The following is a 17176-nucleotide window of genomic DNA, read 5'->3' as shown; positions in this document are numbered from 1 at the left end:
CCGGTTGAGGCAAGCATTGTCTCAACCTATTTTATGTCTTCTACAGTTATGATTCATCTGCTGTAATCAGCATGGATGTGTTCCCGGTTTTTTCAAGATGAACTTCTCCCCAGGAACAGAGGGAATCGAGTATAGCTCCTAAAGACGAACCGTAATCCGTTAAAGAATACTCTACTTTTGGTGGTACTTGGTCATATACTTTCCTTTGGATTACACCATCTTCTTCTAGTTCCCGTAATTGTTGCGTTAACATTTTTTGCGTAATACCAGGCATTAAACGTTTTAATTCACTCGTTCTTTTTGTTCCTTTTTTTAAATGACAAAGGATAACAACTTTCCACTTTCCGCCAATAACTTCTAAAGTCGCTTCTACAGGAATATTGTATGTCTTCATAAAAAAACTCCTTTGATGAATTTAGATTACAGTTGTGAGCCTACATCCGTTGCAATACTAAAATTATTTCTTTTTAGTACCTATAACACTTTAAAGTGCGTACTATTTATTGTGCTAAATATCGGTCATAATAACCGATGTAAGAGAGAAATAAGCAGAACGGCACTTAAAAATGCATATGTTACTTTTTAGTACCTATAACACTTTAAAGTACGTACTTTTTATTAGGATGAATATAATCCATAATAGCACTTGTAAGCAAGAAATGCGTGAAATGTGCTTTGAAGGAGCCATCATGCTATGGGGAATTTTACAGGAGAATAATTTGTTGTGTTATTAAAATTAATCCAAGACTTAACAGTTGATTAATTGAACTGTAAAGTTTAAAATTACAGTAAGATTTTTAAAAGTGAGTTGTTAACGTCTGTAAAATGTAGCATGAATAATAGAGATAAATGAAACATTGCTGAATAATTAACATTATGTGAATTTGATTCTAAACTGTAATTTTTTTAATACATTTCAATAAGCGATATTTAAAATGTACGTTTAATAACATTAAAGGAGTGAGTTAAATATGGTAATTCTATATACAACAGCAAGCTGTGCTTCATGCCGAAAAGCGAAAGCATGGCTTGAAGAGCATCAAATTGATTATATTGAAAAAAACATCGTATCAAATTCTATGACAGTTGATGAGCTTAAATCGATTCTTCGTTTAACTGAAGAGGGGGCTACTGAAATTATTTCAACTAGATCCAAAACTTTTCAGGACTTAAATATAAATATTGATGAGCTCTCGCTAAATGAATTTTATACATTAATAATTGAGCATCCACTAATGTTGCGTCGCCCGATTATGCTGGATGAAAAAAGATTGCAAATTGGTTTTAACGAAGAAGAAATTCGCAAATTTTTACCACGTAGTGTCCGAACATTTTTAAACATTGAACTGCAAAAGTTGGCTAATTAATAAGTAATAGTATGAAAGAGAAATTTTTTGAAAGGAGGAAACTGAAGGTGATAGAAGTATGCGTTACAGTTAATTATAAAGATAGAAACTATCAAACAAATGTCATTGTGAACAAAGATACGATTTGGACAAAAATTGAACAGTTGGCAGAAGAACAAGTGAAGAAACAGTGGGGTTTTTAAACTTAATTATTTAAAAAAATGAATTTATATGCTAGAGATTATAACTAAATTCAAAATTTTTCAGGTATTAAATATAAATAAGAAATTTTCTTGAAAGGAGGAAGCAGAAGATGATTGAAGTATGTGTTACAGTTAATTATAAAGATAGAAATTATCAAACAAATGTTATTGTAAGTAAAGATACGATTTGGACAAAAATTGAACAGTTGGCAGAAGAACAAGTGAAGAAACAGTGGAGTGTTTAATTTTCTTTTTAACTTAAAAAGCTAAATGAAGTTATCAGATATAGGTGGGACGGGATAGAATATAAGGGAATTAATTTTTTATGGCAAGAAGCATTCCACATGTTTTAACGTTCTAACCAATCTGTAATATTTATGGCTACAGTATGTTAATATATGAGAAACAATATTTTTAATCGTAGGAGGAAAATCATGAACAGCGACTTTACCTTGGCCATACACAGTTTAACTTATTTAGCTTTACAGCCAGACCGGATGTCAACAAGTAATGCTATTTCAGAAAGTGCAGGTGTTCATCCAGTACGCATTCGCAAAGTACTAAGTTTGTTAAAAAAACATAAGTTTATACAATCGAAAGAGGGGACTGGTGGCGGTTTTATTTTCGCTCGCGATTTAGATGAAATTAATCTTTGGCATATTTATCAGATAACCTCTGAAGGTGCTTTGCAGCCGAAGTGTCCAGAATCAAACAATCAGTGTGTTGTAGGTTCGAATATGCGAAAAGTTCTTTTCGCTATTTTCTTAGGTGCTGAAGAGCATCTAGGTGAATACTTAAAGAATTATACAATGAAAGAAGTTGTTGACCTTATCAATCAAGAGCGTTAAGCGGCTTAATTATTATATAGCCGTGAGTTCTTAACACTTAAATGTAATGAAAAATATTACAGTATAATTTGTTTTTATATCTTTTTTATCGTCACAAAAAATATTTATAGGAAGGTGAAACGGTATGATGTCAAATAATAATCATGTTTTAAAAGTAGGAGATTGGGTTCGTGGAATATCAAATGAAGGTGAATTAATAGTTGGTTATATTGTATCACTTGATGATGTAGAGGATATAGTTACAGTTAGTATTGTGAAACGTGACGGCCAGTACACAATAAACGAAGCGATTTTACTCTTTAGTAAACACGTTAACAAACTCCCTGAATCAAAGGTAATAAATAAGGAACAAATCCTTTATCTTATAGATCTTGCATTATTAACAGGGGATGAAGAATGGTTTATCGAGCTTTCTTCAAAATTAAACTCGATAAAAGAGCTAGTTAATGAGGGATTTTAAAATTTAAACTTTTGAGGGTGCACACAATCCGCCTTATGGGACACAATTACTTTTCGCATAAAAGGAAATGATGTAAAAACGATTCATTACAAACATAGAGATATCCCTGAAGAAGAGCCGAACAAACTACAATTAAGATGATATTGAAGTGATTTGTTTGTGTATTCCTGATAACGATAATTATGTAAATGAGCTGTCCATATGGGGCAGCTTTTTTGTTTTTTGCTCAGTGTAGCTTTTTAAATTGTATATGAATTCAATATTAATAATATATATCCTAAAATCTGGTTTTTTTTATTTTGGGATTTTTTTCTTTTTACCTACATTAATTATTTATTAGAATATCTTTTATGTTTAAAATAAAATTTTTTGATAAAAGGGGATATAAGTATTTTTATAATAAGTCACCTAGAAAAACAATGTATTATTGTATTTTTTTACTAACTAATTCAGCTTTAAGCGATAAAAACAATGGCTACATGCTAACTGTAAAATATTATCCATATAAAATTATTCCTCTTTAATATTTCTGAAAATATAAAAATATTAATTTTATAAATATACACGTTATAATGAGGGCGTCGAGAGAAATTTTATTATCTCTGGAGAAAATATAAAAAATGCGATTATTAGTAAGAAAGGTGTGTGATTAGAGGCGAAATGTATGTAATGTGCTTCAGTGGCTTGTGTGAGCAATATCATCAGTGCTACCGAAGTTATGAAAGTAATGTATAGAATTGAGAAAGAAATGCCTCGCAAATGAAGAGAGGCCGGTTTAGCTAAAATTACTGTTAAAAGTAAAAAAGAGAAACCATTAAAGTAATACACTGTTATTAGAAATGTTGCAACGTATTTATGAAGTCTATTCTATATTGTTCTCTTAAGGGTTCTTTATATAAAGAGCGGATATTACGAGTAAACTTTTTTGTGAACGCTAACAATTATATTAGGACGCTAATTAGCGAATGTTTCAATTTGGATTCATTATGATGAAGGACATACAATGTGGGGCAACTTGTAAGGAATTCATTTTCCAAAAAAAGGGAATATTTGTTAGTTGCAAAGAGAAATGCAGGAATAGATACAAGGGGGAGTTATTATATGAACGGGAATACTGCAAAGAAAATAGAAGTTCAAGCTGAAAATACCGCACTAAAAAATGAGCAATATGCAGATCCGAAAAAGTGGCATAAGCAGGATACTACATGGGCACTCAGTCTATTTGGAACTGCAATTGGAGCAGGGGTGCTCTTTTTACCGATTAATGCAGGTTCAGGTGGTTTATTATCTTTACTACTAATTACATTGCTTGCATATCCAGTTATGTACTACTCACATAGGGCACTTGCTAAAATGATATACGCTTCTAATTCTGCTGATGAGGGGATCACAGGTACAATTAGAGAGTATTTCGGAAATAAAGCGAGTATCATTTTTAACATCGTATATTTCGGTTCAATTTATACAATCGTACTAATGTATTCGGTTGCGCTTACAAACACTGCAAGTAGTTTTATTGTGCATCAATTGCACATGCCAGAACCTCCAAGAGCTATTTTATCACTTGTATTAGTTCTTGGTCTTATCGCTATACTGAATTTTGGTCAAGATATTACTGTAAAGGTAATGAGTATGTTAGTGTATCCTTTCATAGTTTCTCTACTGTTTATCGCAATATCTTTAATTCCACAGTGGAATACGTCAATGCTTAGTTTTTCAGCTGTTTCAACTGCTTCAACAGGAACAGGCTATTTTGGGACGATATTGATGATTCTACCAATCATCGTATTCTCATTTAATCATTCACCTATGATTTCATCATTTGTTGTGAAACAGAGAGCTACGTATGGAATCGAAGCCACTGATGCTAAATGTGCGCAAATACAAAAGGTTTGTTATATCATGACATTCGCTGTTGTTATGTTCTTCGTTTGGAGTAGCGCATTGAGCTTGACTCCAGATGATATAAAAATGGCAAAAGAACAAAACTTATCAATTCTTTCATATCTTGCTAATGAGCTTAATTCGCCTGTAATCACTATTGCAGCTCCAATTATTGCTTTTGTGGCTATTACAAAGTCTTTCCTTGGCCATTATATAGGAGCATTTGAAGTAATGCGTGACATGATTATTAAGTTTGGTAAATCACGTGGAAAAGATATTGAAGAAAAAACAATTAAGACAATAATTCTTACTTTTGTTGTATTATCATGCTGGTTTGTTGCTTATACAAATCCAAGTATTCTTGGACTTATTGATTCTCTAAGCGGTCCTTTAGTTGCTGCTATCTTATGTCTATTACCGATGTATGCGATTCAAAAAGTGCCAGTACTAGCTAAATACAAAGGGAAAATGAGCAACGTATTTGTTATTATTGTAGGTGTACTTACTGTCTTAGCAAGTATTAAGTCATTATTCTAATTCACTACTGTTGGTTTTAGTATCAAAATAGTTGGATCTGAGAAAATAAGGAGCAAGTTTTGAATAGTTTTTTTCAAAACTTGCTCTTAAAATATTCTAAGGAATTAATTTTACAAATAAGTTTATTCATATTAGTCATCTAGCGTTTTGGTCATATACTCATCCAATATTATCAAGACCTAAATCGAAAAATTTTAAATATCAAGCGCCTAACGTATTATATATCCCTAATATGTTAGGCGCTTTTATTTTGGATAATAAATTTTGAACCTGAATTTGAATAGTATATTTCTCTATTTGATGCTTATTTAATATTGTAAAATTTGTATTGAAAATTCGAGGTTTTAAAAGTATCATATACATATTCAAACATTTGAAGATGTATATGATACTTTTTGAAATTGAGGAAAAGTAACGGAGGGATTTCAATGGGAAACGAAATGCAACAATTTAAAGCAGATTTCTTTAAAGCCTTAGCACACCCTTTGCGAATAGGTATTTTAGAATTATTGTCAGAAGGTGAAAAAAGCGTAAACGAAATTCAAGATATTTTAAATAAGGAAGGCTCAGCTGTTTCTCAGCAATTAAGTGTACTACGTTCAAAAAATATTGTTGTTGGTAGGAAAGATGGAAAAAGAGTTTTATATTCTTTACGAGACCCTATTATTGTGGATTTATTGGTGGTTGCACGGAAGATTTTCAACAACCATTTAATCGATACGATTTCAATGTTAGAAGAGCTAGATGAAGCAGAAAGTGAAATGATGGCCAAGGAGGGATAGGTTGAGTATTGAGGTTAAGAAAGAAGATATCATCCAACATGGGATTGAAACATTTCGCTCATTAGGAGCTCATTACGTTTGTGAAGTTTGTATAAAAAGTGGAAATTCTTGTTGTTTTTCATGCCAACATTTACAAGATGGAGTTGGATGTCGAAAAAGAAATACTGCTTGTACAGCTTGGTTATGTGGAATTCAAGGTTTTTTATTTGATCAAATAGGATTACTGGATGAATGGAATCGTTTTTGGAGTGAAATTCCAGGACAAATGTTTCGTAGAGATATTACTCCAGATAAGGTAAGGATTAGATCGTTTATTGATACGAAGAAGCTAGATAGTCGAGCCGGAGAACGTTTAGCAGAAAGATTGAAATCCTATGTACAACAAGGTGGAGATATAGGTGAATTGGAGTGTCATTTAAGTAAAACATATAGTAAATATTAGGATGTTTTTTATTTTTGTGAAAAGGACAATTTTCTGTATAAGGGACCGAGAAATACATTTGTAATCCAGATCTATTAAAAATAGAAAAGAAGGGTTTGTAATGAGAAAGTTATTTACAGGAAGGTTTGAAGGATATTCATTAGCACATTTTCAAAAGGATCTTCTTTCAGGAATGATTGTTGGAGTTGTTGCGATTCCACTTGCTATGTCTTTTGCTATAGCCTCTGGTATTAAGCCAGAGTATGGGATTTATACAACCTGTATTGCTGGAATACTCATTTCACTGTTTGGTGGTTCGAAGTATCAAATTGGAGGACCTACAGGTGCTTTTGTTCCGATTCTTTTAGGAGTTGTAATTACCTATGGATACGAAAATTTACTACTCGCGGGTTTGTTAGCTGGAATTATTTTATGTCTTATGGGAATCTTCAAACTAGGCTCTTTAATTAAGTTTATTCCACGTCCTGTAACAATTGGTTTTACTTCAGGTATTGCTGTTATTATCTTTACGGGACAAATTGCTAGTTTTTTAGGTTTAACAGGTATAAAAAAGCATGAGGAATTTCTAGCGAATTTGAAGGAACTCTTCACTCATATCAGTACTACTAATTTTTATAGTGTTATAACTGCTTTGATTTGCTTTTTTGTTATACTCATAACACCAAAGATTTTACCAAAAGTGCCTGGTTCATTAGTAGGTGTTGTTATTTCAACTGTAATTGCAACTGTATTTTTCTCAGGTCATGTACCTACTATTGGTACAGCATATGGCACGATTCCAAATACACTTCCTCAGTTTGATATACCAGAAATCACATTAGAACGTATAAAACAGTTAATTGGTCCTGCATTTGTTATTGCGATGCTCGGTGGAATTGAGTCGCTTTTATCCGCTGTCGTGGCAGATGGTATGACAAATAGTAAACACAACAGTAACAAAGAGCTTGTCGGTCAGGGGATTGCAAATATTGTTACCCCGTTATTTGGCGGGATTCCAGCAACTGGAGCAATTGCTCGTACAGCGACTAATATTAAGAGTGGGGCTGTATCTCCGATGTCGGGTATTATTCATGGGGGATTTGTGTTATTGACACTTTTACTGTTAGCTCCATATGCTTCACATATTCCTCTTGCTAGTATGGCTCCCATTTTAATGGTGGTAGCTTGGAATATGAGCGAACAAAAACATTTTTATCACATACTCAAAATGAAGACAGGAGATTCCCTTGTATTACTAGTAACATTTTTACTTACTGTATTTACTAGTTTAACAACAGCTGTGGAGATCGGTCTTATTTTAGCTGTTATTTTGTTTACAAAACGTATGAGTAATATGCTTGTTATATCTAAAGTGCTTCCTGATCATACAAAAAAGAATGAAAAATTGTTATCGCATGTGGTAAATAAAGCTCATGATTGTCCACAAATTAGTATTTATACAATAGAAGGCCCATTATTCTTTGGGGCTGCTCAAACATTTGAACAAAATATTTTAGCGACTATTCATTATAAACCTAAAGTTTTAATTTTACGTATGGGAAAAGTTCCTTTTATTGATACCACAGGAGAGTCTTACTTTAGGAATATTGTTCAGCACTTCAAAAAACAAGGTGGCGTACTTCTTATTTCTGGAATTCAATCAGAGCTAAAAGCCAATCTAGATAAGAATGGATTGTACGCTGAGATTGGGAAAGAAAACTTTTTTGATCATACCGGGGAAGCAATTAATTGTGCTTTAGGACATCTGAATACAAGAAAATGTATAGGGTGTAAGCATTTTGCTTTTCATGAGTGTACAGGGCTTTCTCAGCAATCTCAGGAAATCAATACAATAAAGAATAAAGTAAATGCATTAGATTTTTAAAAATTTCACTTCACATACAAAGTTTGTTTGATTTCATCTACTTTTTCATCATTTTATTAAAAAATAGAGAAGAAGAAAGTTTGTTTTGGAGAATGTGGAGAAGATTTTTTACAAGGTGTGAACAAGTAGTTTTTTTATACATTCAACAAATAAGTATCAAACAGTAAGAAGAGAATATTTTCCGTATATTTAAACGGAAAAGGGAAATTAAAAATAATATTTATTTAATAGAATACACGAAAACGAGTGGAGGAAATAAAAATATGTCTAATTTACCAAATTGTCCAAAATGTAATTCAGAATACACTTACGAAGATGGGAATCTTTTTGTTTGTCCAGAATGTGCTCATGAGTGGACTTTAGAATTAGAAGCTGAAAATAGTGAAGATACAAAGGTAATTAAAGATGCAAATGGAAATATTTTAAACGATGGTGATTCTGTAACAGTAATTAAAGATCTTAAAGTAAAAGGAACTTCATCAGTTGTAAAAATTGGTACAAAAGTAAAGAGTATCCGATTAGTTGATGGAGATCATAATATTGATTGTAAAATTGATGGTTTTGGAGCTATGAAATTAAAATCTGAATTTGTTAAAAAGGTATAAATACAATTTTGTTACATCAAAATTAGTTTGAAGTTAATGAATATACACTGTTTTTCAGCTGTACCCCGTGCCCAACAACTTAAGAATTTCGAATTACCTTGAAATGATAAAATGAACTTTGGGTTATGATTCAGCAGAGTTTTTGGGGAGTACCATGAAATTTTAGCTTGCTAGCAATATAGTACTGCCGAAATATTTGAAATAGCTATAAGACTATTCTTTCGATGGTATGATGAAAGATGTGGAAAAGGAATAGGTATCAATCAGACCTCAATATTAACCTTCACTATTAGCAACAAAAAACCACCTCTCATAAAGGTGGTTTTTCAGTATTAATATATTTTAATTAGTCACGTCTAAATGGCCCTTTTGGAGCAATTAGCTCTAAATTAGTACCATCTGAATCGGGGAAGTAGGCAACTCCTGTACCAATTCCAGATTTCTAGCCATCTTCTTGAAAGATAATTGGTTCTCCATATGGGTGCTATCTTATGCCCATCAGGCTAACAAAATGGATTGCCTCTGAAACAAAAAAATGATTTTTATTACTATAAAAAACGTAAAGTATCTGTTTTTAGAAAAAATTAATTTTTATAAATTGATGGAGATATAACTCAATTCTTTTATATATTTAGTTAAATATGATTGTCAGAATGAACTTAAAGTAATTATGATTTCTAGAAATGCGAACTGATGTTTTGAATTGGTTTAAAGTTGCTGGAACAAAATAAAACCAATTGAGCAAAAAAACTTGCAAAAATAAAAAGAGAGATGTATATTAATTGATGTATCAATAATTGATATATCAATTAATATTTTGACAAGAAAGAAAAGGAACATTTTATGAAGGAAATGTTCGTAAATATCAGTGGAGAAGAACGCAAAATACTTATTCATGTTCTATTACAGGTGCAAAAAAATGTAGAGAATATTAAAGAATAGAGAGTGTAGGGGGCAGAATAGTGTGGAAATAATCGCAGCTATTTTAGTCGGGATCGTAGCATTAGAACATTTGTTTATCATGATCCTTGAAATGTTTTTTATTGATTCAAAAGTAGCGAAACGTGCTTTCAAATTACCGAAGCATTTAGAAGGAGATCGAAACGTAGCCATTATGTTTGCAAACCAAGGTTTATATAATGGATTTTTAGCGGCTGGTCTCATTTGGGGACTTGTACTTGGACTCAATCCAATTGGTTATATGGTCCAATTATTTTTCGTGATTTGTGTGGTGATAGCAGCTATTTTCGGAGGTTTCACATCTAATAAATCAATTATTGTGAAACAAGGACTTCCAGCTGTTTTAGCACTGGTTGCCCTTTTATGTATGATATAGAATCAAAGTTTCTCAATAAAAGAACTCATTTTTGAAAAATACGCTATTCTTTCTGTAGAATTATAGGAAAGGATGGCGTTTTTGTATGCCTATTTCTATAAGTAGTGAATTATAACTATTTCCTCAAGGGACTCAACTGCTTTTCAGCTTTTGGATATATTTTCATCCATCTTTGTTTCCTCCTATTGTTGGATAGTGTAATAATTGATAAAAATTTTGATGAAATTGGATTATAACGATTGATCAAAAAAGTTAGTGATTAAAAATATTATTCTTTAGTACATACATTTTTAAGATGTTAAATATATTTCATAATAGTCTCTGTAAGATAGGGATAAGTAGAATAGTACTTTAAAGTACCTATAGCACTTTAAAGTGCGTACTTTTTATAACTTTGAATATCATTCATAATAGCACCAGTAAGAAGAAAACAAGCTTTACGGTACTACTAGTTACCAACGATGTTACAGCAGTTTATTTAGAATCAGATTGATTGAAGGGTTGTACTATATGGCCTAATAATTTCGAAAAAATGTCGGTGTGGCATAAAACAATTATGGAGGTTAAAGATATGAGCACTTCAAATTTGAATGAAATAAGTAAACAAATTTTAAAAGAGGAGGAAACGCTTCAATTTTCCTCTTTTACAAATGAAGATGCCTTGCAACTAGGTTTATTTATCGTTGAAACAGCAAAGCGAGAGGGGAAATTGATTGCTGTTGATATAACGAAAAATGGTGTGCAATTATTTCATTTCAAGATGACAGGGACAAATGCGGAAAATACGAAATGGATTGAGCGTAAAAAACGAGTCGTTTCCCTGCATGATCGTAGCTCGTATTATATGCAGATACAAAGTGAAATAACTGGAATTTCATATAATGAAAAATATCTTTTAGATACTTCGGAATATGCTGCGTTTGGTGGATGCTTTCCTATCAGGATAAAAAACGTAGGGGTTATTGGAATGATAACAGTTTCAGGATTACCACCAGAAGAAGATCACGAATTGGTAGTAAGAGCAGTTAAAAATCATTTGAACCAATAGTTGTAACGAGTCAATAGATAATTAAATTTAGGGGGCAATACTATGCCATTAATCGAGCTAAATACTTGGCCAACCATGTCAACAGAAGAAAAGAAGGAATTTATTTATAGTGTAACGGAACTTACAATAAAACTATTAAAAATTGTCCCTGACAAAATTCAAGTGTTGATAACGGAACTTGAGAAAGAAAACTGGGGGAAAGCTGGGGCTGTAGCAAGTGATGCTACCTTTGCTGTGAAAAGTAGGGTGTCCGATTGGGAGACAAAAGAGTCTTACGATACACTAGGTCGTAACGTTAATGGAATGGCTATTATTAAGATTGATATATGGAATACATTTGATCAAGAGACAAAGGATAAGTGGGTAAACGAACTTACACAAGTAACATCTAAATATACTCATGCACCTTTGGATAAAGTGCTAATTCTTATTCGTGAAATGATTCCAGGGAACTGGGGACAAAGTGGTGTAACAGGAGCTAATGCAGATTTCCTTTCCCAAAGTCGTACATTTTAATCATTAAATAAAAAAGGCAAAAATGAACACATTTCTGTTCGTTTTTGCCTTTTTATTATTTGTCTGTGGTAATGAACATGATCCTTTATATGTTTAAGTAATATTCTCTAAAGTTGCCTCTACGGGAAAGTGTATTTCTTCATTTGAAAGTCTTTTTCATGGAATGTAGATTTCAATTTTTGAGCAAAATAAGCTAGGTTATATAAATGTTACTTTTTAGTACCTATAGTACTTTAAAGTACGTACTTTTTATTAGGGTGATTATCATTCATAATAGCACATGTAAGAGAGAAACAAGCTTTACGGTACTAAAAAGTACCTATAGTACTTTAAAGTGCGTTCTTTAAAAAAAGAATGAAACCATTCATAATAGCGTTTGTAGAGATTAAATATGTTTTTTAGAAGATAAAAGGGCCTTTTTATCGCACTATTATGATAGGAATTATAGGGAAGAGGGGAAACTCAATTGAATTCATATACAGCATCGTCTTCAGAAGTTCAGACGAATCGAAGAAGTATATTTGCGTTGTTAGCGTTAGCAATTAGTGCGTTCGGGATTGGGACAACTGAATTTGTTAGTGTCGGTTTATTACCATCTATTTCGGAAGATTTACATGTGTCGGTTACAACAGCTGGTTTAACAGTTTCTTTATATGCGTTAGGTGTAGCGTTTGGTGCTCCAGTATTAACGTCATTAACAGCTAATATGTCACGAAAAACGTTATTAATGTGGATTATGATTATTTTCATTATTGGTAACGGAATCGCAGCGGTAGCAACAAGCTTCACTGTATTACTTATTGCGCGAATTATTTCTGCACTTTCGCATGGTGTGTTTATGTCAATTGGTTCAACAATTGCTGCGGCACTTGTCCCAGAAAATAAGCGTGCTAGCGCGATTGCCATCATGTTTACTGGTGTAACAGTTGCAACTATTACAGGGGCACCAATTGGAACATTTATTGGTCAACAATTTGGCTGGAGAACATCATTTTTAGCAATTGTAGTAATTGGAATTATCGCCTTAATTGCAAATAGTATTCTCATTCCATCTAATATGAAAAAAGGTGCGTCTGTATCATTCCGCGATCAATTTAAACTGATTACGAACGGAAGACTGTTACTAGTTTTCATTATTACTGCATTAGGATATGGGGGAACATTCGTAACTTTTACGTATTTATCTCCGTTATTACAAGAGGTAACAGGATTTAAAGCAAATACGGTTACTATCATTTTATTAGTGTATGGAATCGCCATTGCGATAGGGAATGTGATTGGCGGAAAATTATCGAATCATAATCCAATTCGAGCGCTATTCTACATGTTCTTTATTCAAGCGATTATACTATTTGTTTTAACATTTACGGCACCATTTAAGGTAGCTGGGTTAATCACAATTATTTTAATGGGGCTATTCGCATTTATGAATGTTCCAGGGTTACAAGTATATGTCGTAATGTTAGCTGAACGATTTGTACCGAGTGCTGTCGATGTTGCATCGGCAATTAATATTGCGGCGTTTAATGCTGGGATTGCTCTTGGTGCTTATTTAGGCGGTATTGTAACGAACTCGTTAGGGTTAATTCATACAGCTTGGGTAGGCGGCATTATGGTAGTAGGTGCTGTTATTTTAACAGCATGGAGCATGACATTAGAAAAAAGAGATCAAGTAAAATAAAAGGAGAGAAAATAAAATGAAAAACTTACAAAGTAAAACAGTATTAAGTAATGGTGTGGAAATGCCTTGGTTTGGTTTAGGTGTATTTAAAGTAGAAGAAGGACCAGAACTTGTAGAAGCGATTAAATCAGCAATTAAAGCAGGATACCGCAGCATTGATACAGCTGCAATTTACGGAAATGAAGCAGCTGTAGGTGAGGGGATTCGTGCCGGTATTGAAACAACTGGTATTTCAAGAGAAGAATTATTTATTACTTCAAAAGTATGGAACGCAGATCAAGGATATGAAGAAACGATTGCTGCATACGAAGAGAGCTTAAAAAAATTAAAGCTAGATTATTTAGATTTATATCTTGTTCACTGGCCTGTAGAAGGGAAATATAAAGATACATGGAGAGCGTTAGAAACACTTTATAAAGAAAAGCGTGTACGTGCAATTGGCGTAAGTAATTTCCAAATTCACCATCTGCAAGATGTAATAAAAGATGCAGAAATTAAGCCGATGATCAACCAAGTAGAATACCATCCTCGTTTAACACAAAAAGAATTACAAGCTTTCTGTAAAGAACAAGGTATTCAAATGGAAGCATGGTCACCACTTATGCAAGGTCAATTATTAGATAATGAAACATTACAGGCAATTGCTGAGAAACATGGTAAAACAACAGCACAAGTGATTTTACGTTGGGACCTTCAAAATGAAGTGATCACAATTCCAAAATCAACGAAAGAGCACCGCATTATTGCAAATGCAGATGTATTTAACTTTGAATTAACGAAAGAAGATATGGAAAAAATCGATGCATTAAATCAAAATCACCGCGTTGGTCCAGATCCTGATAACTTTGATTTCTAATAGAAATGAGTAAAAAGAGTGCAAAAATTGCACTCTTTTTTTATTGAATAGACAATAAAATGTTTCTGTTTATATTATGACTTTTAAATTACTTTAGACGAGCTAAAGAACTGATTAACAGTATTAAAGTTTGACATAAAATAATGGATTCTATATTATATATGCTATAGCATATAAATTGCGATTTATTTAGAGGTGGCATATGGACTTATATGAGTTAACAGGACATCTTGTTCATCATACGGATGTGAAGTTAACAAATTATATAATGTAAGTTTTTAATCACATATTGCTTATAAAATTTATCCTTTGTATGCTATAGCATGCAAAATACACCTCTTAACTTGTAATGTTCAAAATTTAAATAACATAGTAGAAAATTCATGAAGCGAGGAGATTTTAGTAATGGAAAAATTCATATTAGCGTTTGATAGAGAACTTGTAATTGCAGAAAAAAAAGACTCAACATGGAGCGTCCAATCGCAGTTTGTAGGTGCGAATCCGGTTGCGTTAGCTTCAGATCCATACGATCCAGAAAGAATGTATTGTGGTACCTTTGACAGGGGATTATGGAGAAGTAAAGATGGAGGAAGTTCATGGGAAGCGATTGGTGCGTTACCTTCCTTTGGTGAAGTGTTCCCAGCAAATGCTATTCATATGAGAGCTATTACAGCAGTTTCTGTATCTCCAGCGAAGGGGGATGACGGTAACGGGATTGTATATGTAGGAACTGAACCGAGCGCAATGTTCGTATCCAAAAATGGAGGAGACAGTTTTGAGCTGCTAACTGATTATCGACAAATGCCATCATATTCATCATGGTTCTTTCCTCAAAGAACATATACACACCATGTAAAACATATTGAAATTGATGCTAATAATCCAGAAACTATTTATACGACTATTGAGGTTGGGGGATTAATTAAAAGTGTAGATGGAGGTAAGACATGGACTGAGGAAAAAGAGGGGAACTATCCTCAAGATATTCACATTCTTACATCACATCGCAATGCCCCAAATCGTTTATACGGGGTGTTAGGTGATTCATTCTTGAAAGAACCAGGTCAAGAGTATGCGGAGAGTAATGATGGAGGTAAGACTTGGAACTATATGTGTAGTGGGCTAAAACATCATTACGCATATCAAATGGCAGTTAACCCAAATGATCCAGAAAATATTATTATCGCGACATCTTCAAATCCACACGTAGCGCATGATTACAATAATGGGAATTGTGAATCATATATTTATAAGAAAGAAAAAGATCAGCCTTGGGCGGAAATGAATGCAGGTTTACCAACTCCTAAAGGGACAATCATACCAGTATTAAAGGCAACAAGTGATGGAACGTTTTATCTGTTTAGCAATAAAGGAGTGTATCAGTCAGTAGACGGTGGTTCAAATTGGACATCATTAGAGATTCCTTGGGAGAATAGATTTATGGAACAACATCCATATGAGATGTTAATTATTAAATAAGTGACAGGTATAGTTTTTACTACTATTCATTGGTAATGTTTAGTTGAATTTAAATTAAAAATGTAAAAAGCCAGGTAATGTGTTATTCATGCTACCTGGCTTTTTTGACCAGCAATTTAAGGTTATTTTCATATTTGTGTAAATATGAAACAAGCAGGATACATGAATAGAGAATGGGTAAAATAATACCGAATGATCACTAGATTGTATCAATGATGCTATAAGTGTTTTTTTAGGGAAACTGAAGCAAGAAGCAGTGGTTTAGATTCAGAATGACTAGCAATTGGTGTTATGGTGTTCAATGGTTCAAAAATGAACTCATTTCAACTCATATTATCTTCGCAATGTATCATTTTGAAGAATATTAAAACTTAGGAGGAAATGAATTATGACAAAAGATTTCTATACTGCACTGAAAGAAAGACGTACTTATTATGGAATTAACAAAGAGGTACAAGTATCGGATGAAAAAATTAAAGAAATTGTGGAGTTTGCTGTGAAATATACTCCATCAGCTTTCAATTCTCAAACTGCGCGATTAGTTGTATTATTTGGTGAAGCTCATGATAAATTATGGGATATTACAACTGAAACATTAAGAAAAGTAGTTGGAGATGGAGATTTCTCAGGAACGCAACAAAAAATGGATTCTTTTAAAGCTGGTTATGGAACAGTACTATTCTTTGAAGATGAGGCTATCGTTAAATCGCTTCAAGAAAAATTTGCTGCATATGCTGAAAACTTCCCAATTTGGTCACACCAAGCATCAGGTATGCACCAATTAGTCGTGTGGACAGGTTTAGAAGCAGAGGGATTAGGGGCATCTTTACAACATTATAATCCATTAATTGATGATGAGGTAAAACAAGAATGGAATGTTCCTGCTAATTGGAAACTAATTGCACAAATGCCATTTGGTAATCCAACAGCTGCACCAGGTGAAAAAGAATTCCAACCACTTGAAGAGCGTGTGAAATTTCATAAGTAATATTCAAATGCAATAAAATGGAAATTTAATTAGTGGTGGTCTTACTGTCCGCAAATAGCGGGATAAGCTAACTGTATTGCGAAAATAAAACTGTTTAGTTACAAAAATTCTATTTATTATTTCTGTTAATCGAGTATGTATTAATAAAAGTTGTTAAAATCACTATTTTAATCTTTAAAGGAACAAGGTGATCGGTTTGATCATCTTGTTTCATTTCTTAAATTTTATTTTATTCATTAAAAAACGCTAGCTTTTCATAAATGCTTGAAAAACTAGCGTTTTAATAATAGGTATCTGTAAT

The 17176-nt window shown here is 32.8% G+C and carries 18 protein-coding genes and 2 pseudogenes; 18 read left to right on the top strand and 2 right to left on the bottom strand.

The genetic code is table 11. The features are described 5' to 3' along the window. Positions 1-46: 46 nt before the first annotated feature. Positions 47-394: a winged helix-turn-helix transcriptional regulator gene (locus ACTL4X_RS16855; protein WP_000860832.1), complete on the bottom strand. Its 348-nt coding sequence runs from the start codon at positions 392-394 to the stop codon at positions 47-49. 577 nt (positions 395-971) lie between these two features. Between ACTL4X_RS16855 and spxA the strand changes: the two genes are divergently transcribed. The 11 genes and pseudogenes from spxA to ACTL4X_RS16800 all read left to right on the top strand — a co-directional run bounded on the left by spxA (position 972) and on the right by ACTL4X_RS16800 (position 8971). Further along, positions 972-1367 carry a transcriptional regulator SpxA gene (spxA, locus tag ACTL4X_RS16850; RefSeq protein ID WP_000236189.1) on the top strand — a complete coding sequence of 132 codons (396 nt, stop codon included), beginning with the start codon at positions 972-974 and terminating at the stop codon, positions 1365-1367. Between the two features lie 47 nt (positions 1368-1414). Next, positions 1415-1549 carry a BA3454 family stress response protein gene (locus ACTL4X_RS16845; RefSeq protein ID WP_000573515.1) on the top strand — a complete coding sequence of 45 codons (135 nt, stop codon included), beginning with the start codon at positions 1415-1417 and terminating at the stop codon, positions 1547-1549. A gap of 110 nt (positions 1550-1659) precedes the next feature. Then, the gene (locus ACTL4X_RS16840; RefSeq protein WP_000573516.1) at positions 1660-1794 is read left to right on the top strand and encodes a BA3454 family stress response protein; all 135 of its coding nucleotides are present in this window, start codon (positions 1660-1662) and stop codon (positions 1792-1794) included. A gap of 189 nt (positions 1795-1983) precedes the next feature. Then, positions 1984-2397, top strand: coding sequence for an Rrf2-family transcriptional regulator SaiR (gene saiR, locus ACTL4X_RS16835; RefSeq protein WP_001083465.1), 414 nt, complete (start codon positions 1984-1986; stop codon positions 2395-2397). Positions 2398-2521: 124 nt separating this feature from the next. Next, positions 2522-2857 (top strand): IDEAL domain-containing protein, encoded by a 336-nt coding sequence (locus tag ACTL4X_RS16830; RefSeq protein WP_000987462.1) that lies wholly within the window; start codon positions 2522-2524, stop codon positions 2855-2857. 7 nt (positions 2858-2864) lie between these two features. Further along, positions 2865-2998 (top strand): annotated as a pseudogene (locus ACTL4X_RS16825) (DUF3888 domain-containing protein); the annotation flags it as partial. A gap of 960 nt (positions 2999-3958) precedes the next feature. Beyond that, positions 3959-5278, top strand: a complete 1320-nt coding sequence (locus ACTL4X_RS16820; protein WP_001014168.1) for an aromatic amino acid transport family protein — start codon at positions 3959-3961, stop codon at positions 5276-5278. A 428-nt stretch (positions 5279-5706) separates the two neighbouring features. Then, complete coding sequence (locus ACTL4X_RS16815; protein WP_000526187.1) at positions 5707-6060, top strand: ArsR/SmtB family transcription factor; 354 nt, start codon at positions 5707-5709, stop codon at positions 6058-6060. Position 6061: 1 nt separating this feature from the next. Next, positions 6062-6502 carry a hypothetical protein gene (locus ACTL4X_RS16810; protein WP_000021461.1) on the top strand — a complete coding sequence of 147 codons (441 nt, stop codon included), beginning with the start codon at positions 6062-6064 and terminating at the stop codon, positions 6500-6502. Positions 6503-6602: 100 nt separating this feature from the next. Further along, entirely contained in the window at positions 6603-8366 is a 1764-nt protein-coding gene (locus tag ACTL4X_RS16805) for a SulP family inorganic anion transporter (RefSeq protein ID WP_441394929.1), read from the top strand. Between the two features lie 263 nt (positions 8367-8629). After that, positions 8630-8971 (top strand): zinc ribbon domain-containing protein YjdM, encoded by a 342-nt coding sequence (locus tag ACTL4X_RS16800; protein ID WP_000067659.1) that lies wholly within the window; start codon positions 8630-8632, stop codon positions 8969-8971. 346 nt (positions 8972-9317) lie between these two features. Here the strand turns inward: ACTL4X_RS16800 and ACTL4X_RS16795 are convergent. Further along, a pseudogene (locus ACTL4X_RS16795) lies at positions 9318-9452 on the bottom strand (VOC family protein); the annotation flags it as partial. 483 nt (positions 9453-9935) lie between these two features. Here ACTL4X_RS16795 and ACTL4X_RS16790 point away from each other — a divergent pair. The 7 genes from ACTL4X_RS16790 (at position 9936) to ACTL4X_RS16760 (ending at position 16875) form a co-directional block, all read left to right on the top strand. Beyond that, positions 9936-10307: a DUF1304 domain-containing protein gene (locus ACTL4X_RS16790; RefSeq protein ID WP_000402472.1), complete on the top strand. Its 372-nt coding sequence runs from the start codon at positions 9936-9938 to the stop codon at positions 10305-10307. Positions 10308-10839: 532 nt separating this feature from the next. After that, positions 10840-11355 (top strand): heme-degrading domain-containing protein, encoded by a 516-nt coding sequence (locus tag ACTL4X_RS16785; RefSeq protein WP_105559683.1) that lies wholly within the window; start codon positions 10840-10842, stop codon positions 11353-11355. A 42-nt stretch (positions 11356-11397) separates the two neighbouring features. Then, positions 11398-11871 (top strand): tautomerase family protein, encoded by a 474-nt coding sequence (locus ACTL4X_RS16780; protein WP_017657589.1) that lies wholly within the window; start codon positions 11398-11400, stop codon positions 11869-11871. 466 nt (positions 11872-12337) lie between these two features. After that, positions 12338-13552: an MFS transporter gene (locus ACTL4X_RS16775; RefSeq protein WP_001089891.1), complete on the top strand. Its 1215-nt coding sequence runs from the start codon at positions 12338-12340 to the stop codon at positions 13550-13552. Positions 13553-13568: 16 nt separating this feature from the next. Beyond that, positions 13569-14408 carry an aldo/keto reductase gene (locus ACTL4X_RS16770; protein WP_000793565.1) on the top strand — a complete coding sequence of 280 codons (840 nt, stop codon included), beginning with the start codon at positions 13569-13571 and terminating at the stop codon, positions 14406-14408. A gap of 405 nt (positions 14409-14813) precedes the next feature. Then, positions 14814-15887, top strand: a complete 1074-nt coding sequence (locus ACTL4X_RS16765; protein ID WP_000410432.1) for a WD40/YVTN/BNR-like repeat-containing protein — start codon at positions 14814-14816, stop codon at positions 15885-15887. A gap of 388 nt (positions 15888-16275) precedes the next feature. Next, entirely contained in the window at positions 16276-16875 is a 600-nt protein-coding gene (locus tag ACTL4X_RS16760; protein ID WP_000158938.1) for a nitroreductase family protein, read from the top strand. Positions 16876-17176 lie beyond the last annotated feature (301 nt).

Source organism: Bacillus sp. RE35, from assembly GCF_052146655.1.
Taxonomy (GTDB): domain Bacteria; phylum Bacillota; class Bacilli; order Bacillales; family Bacillaceae_G; genus Bacillus_A; species Bacillus_A cereus.
Note: the sequence above shows the minus strand (reverse complement) of the source record. Positions and strands in the feature narration are given on the sequence as shown.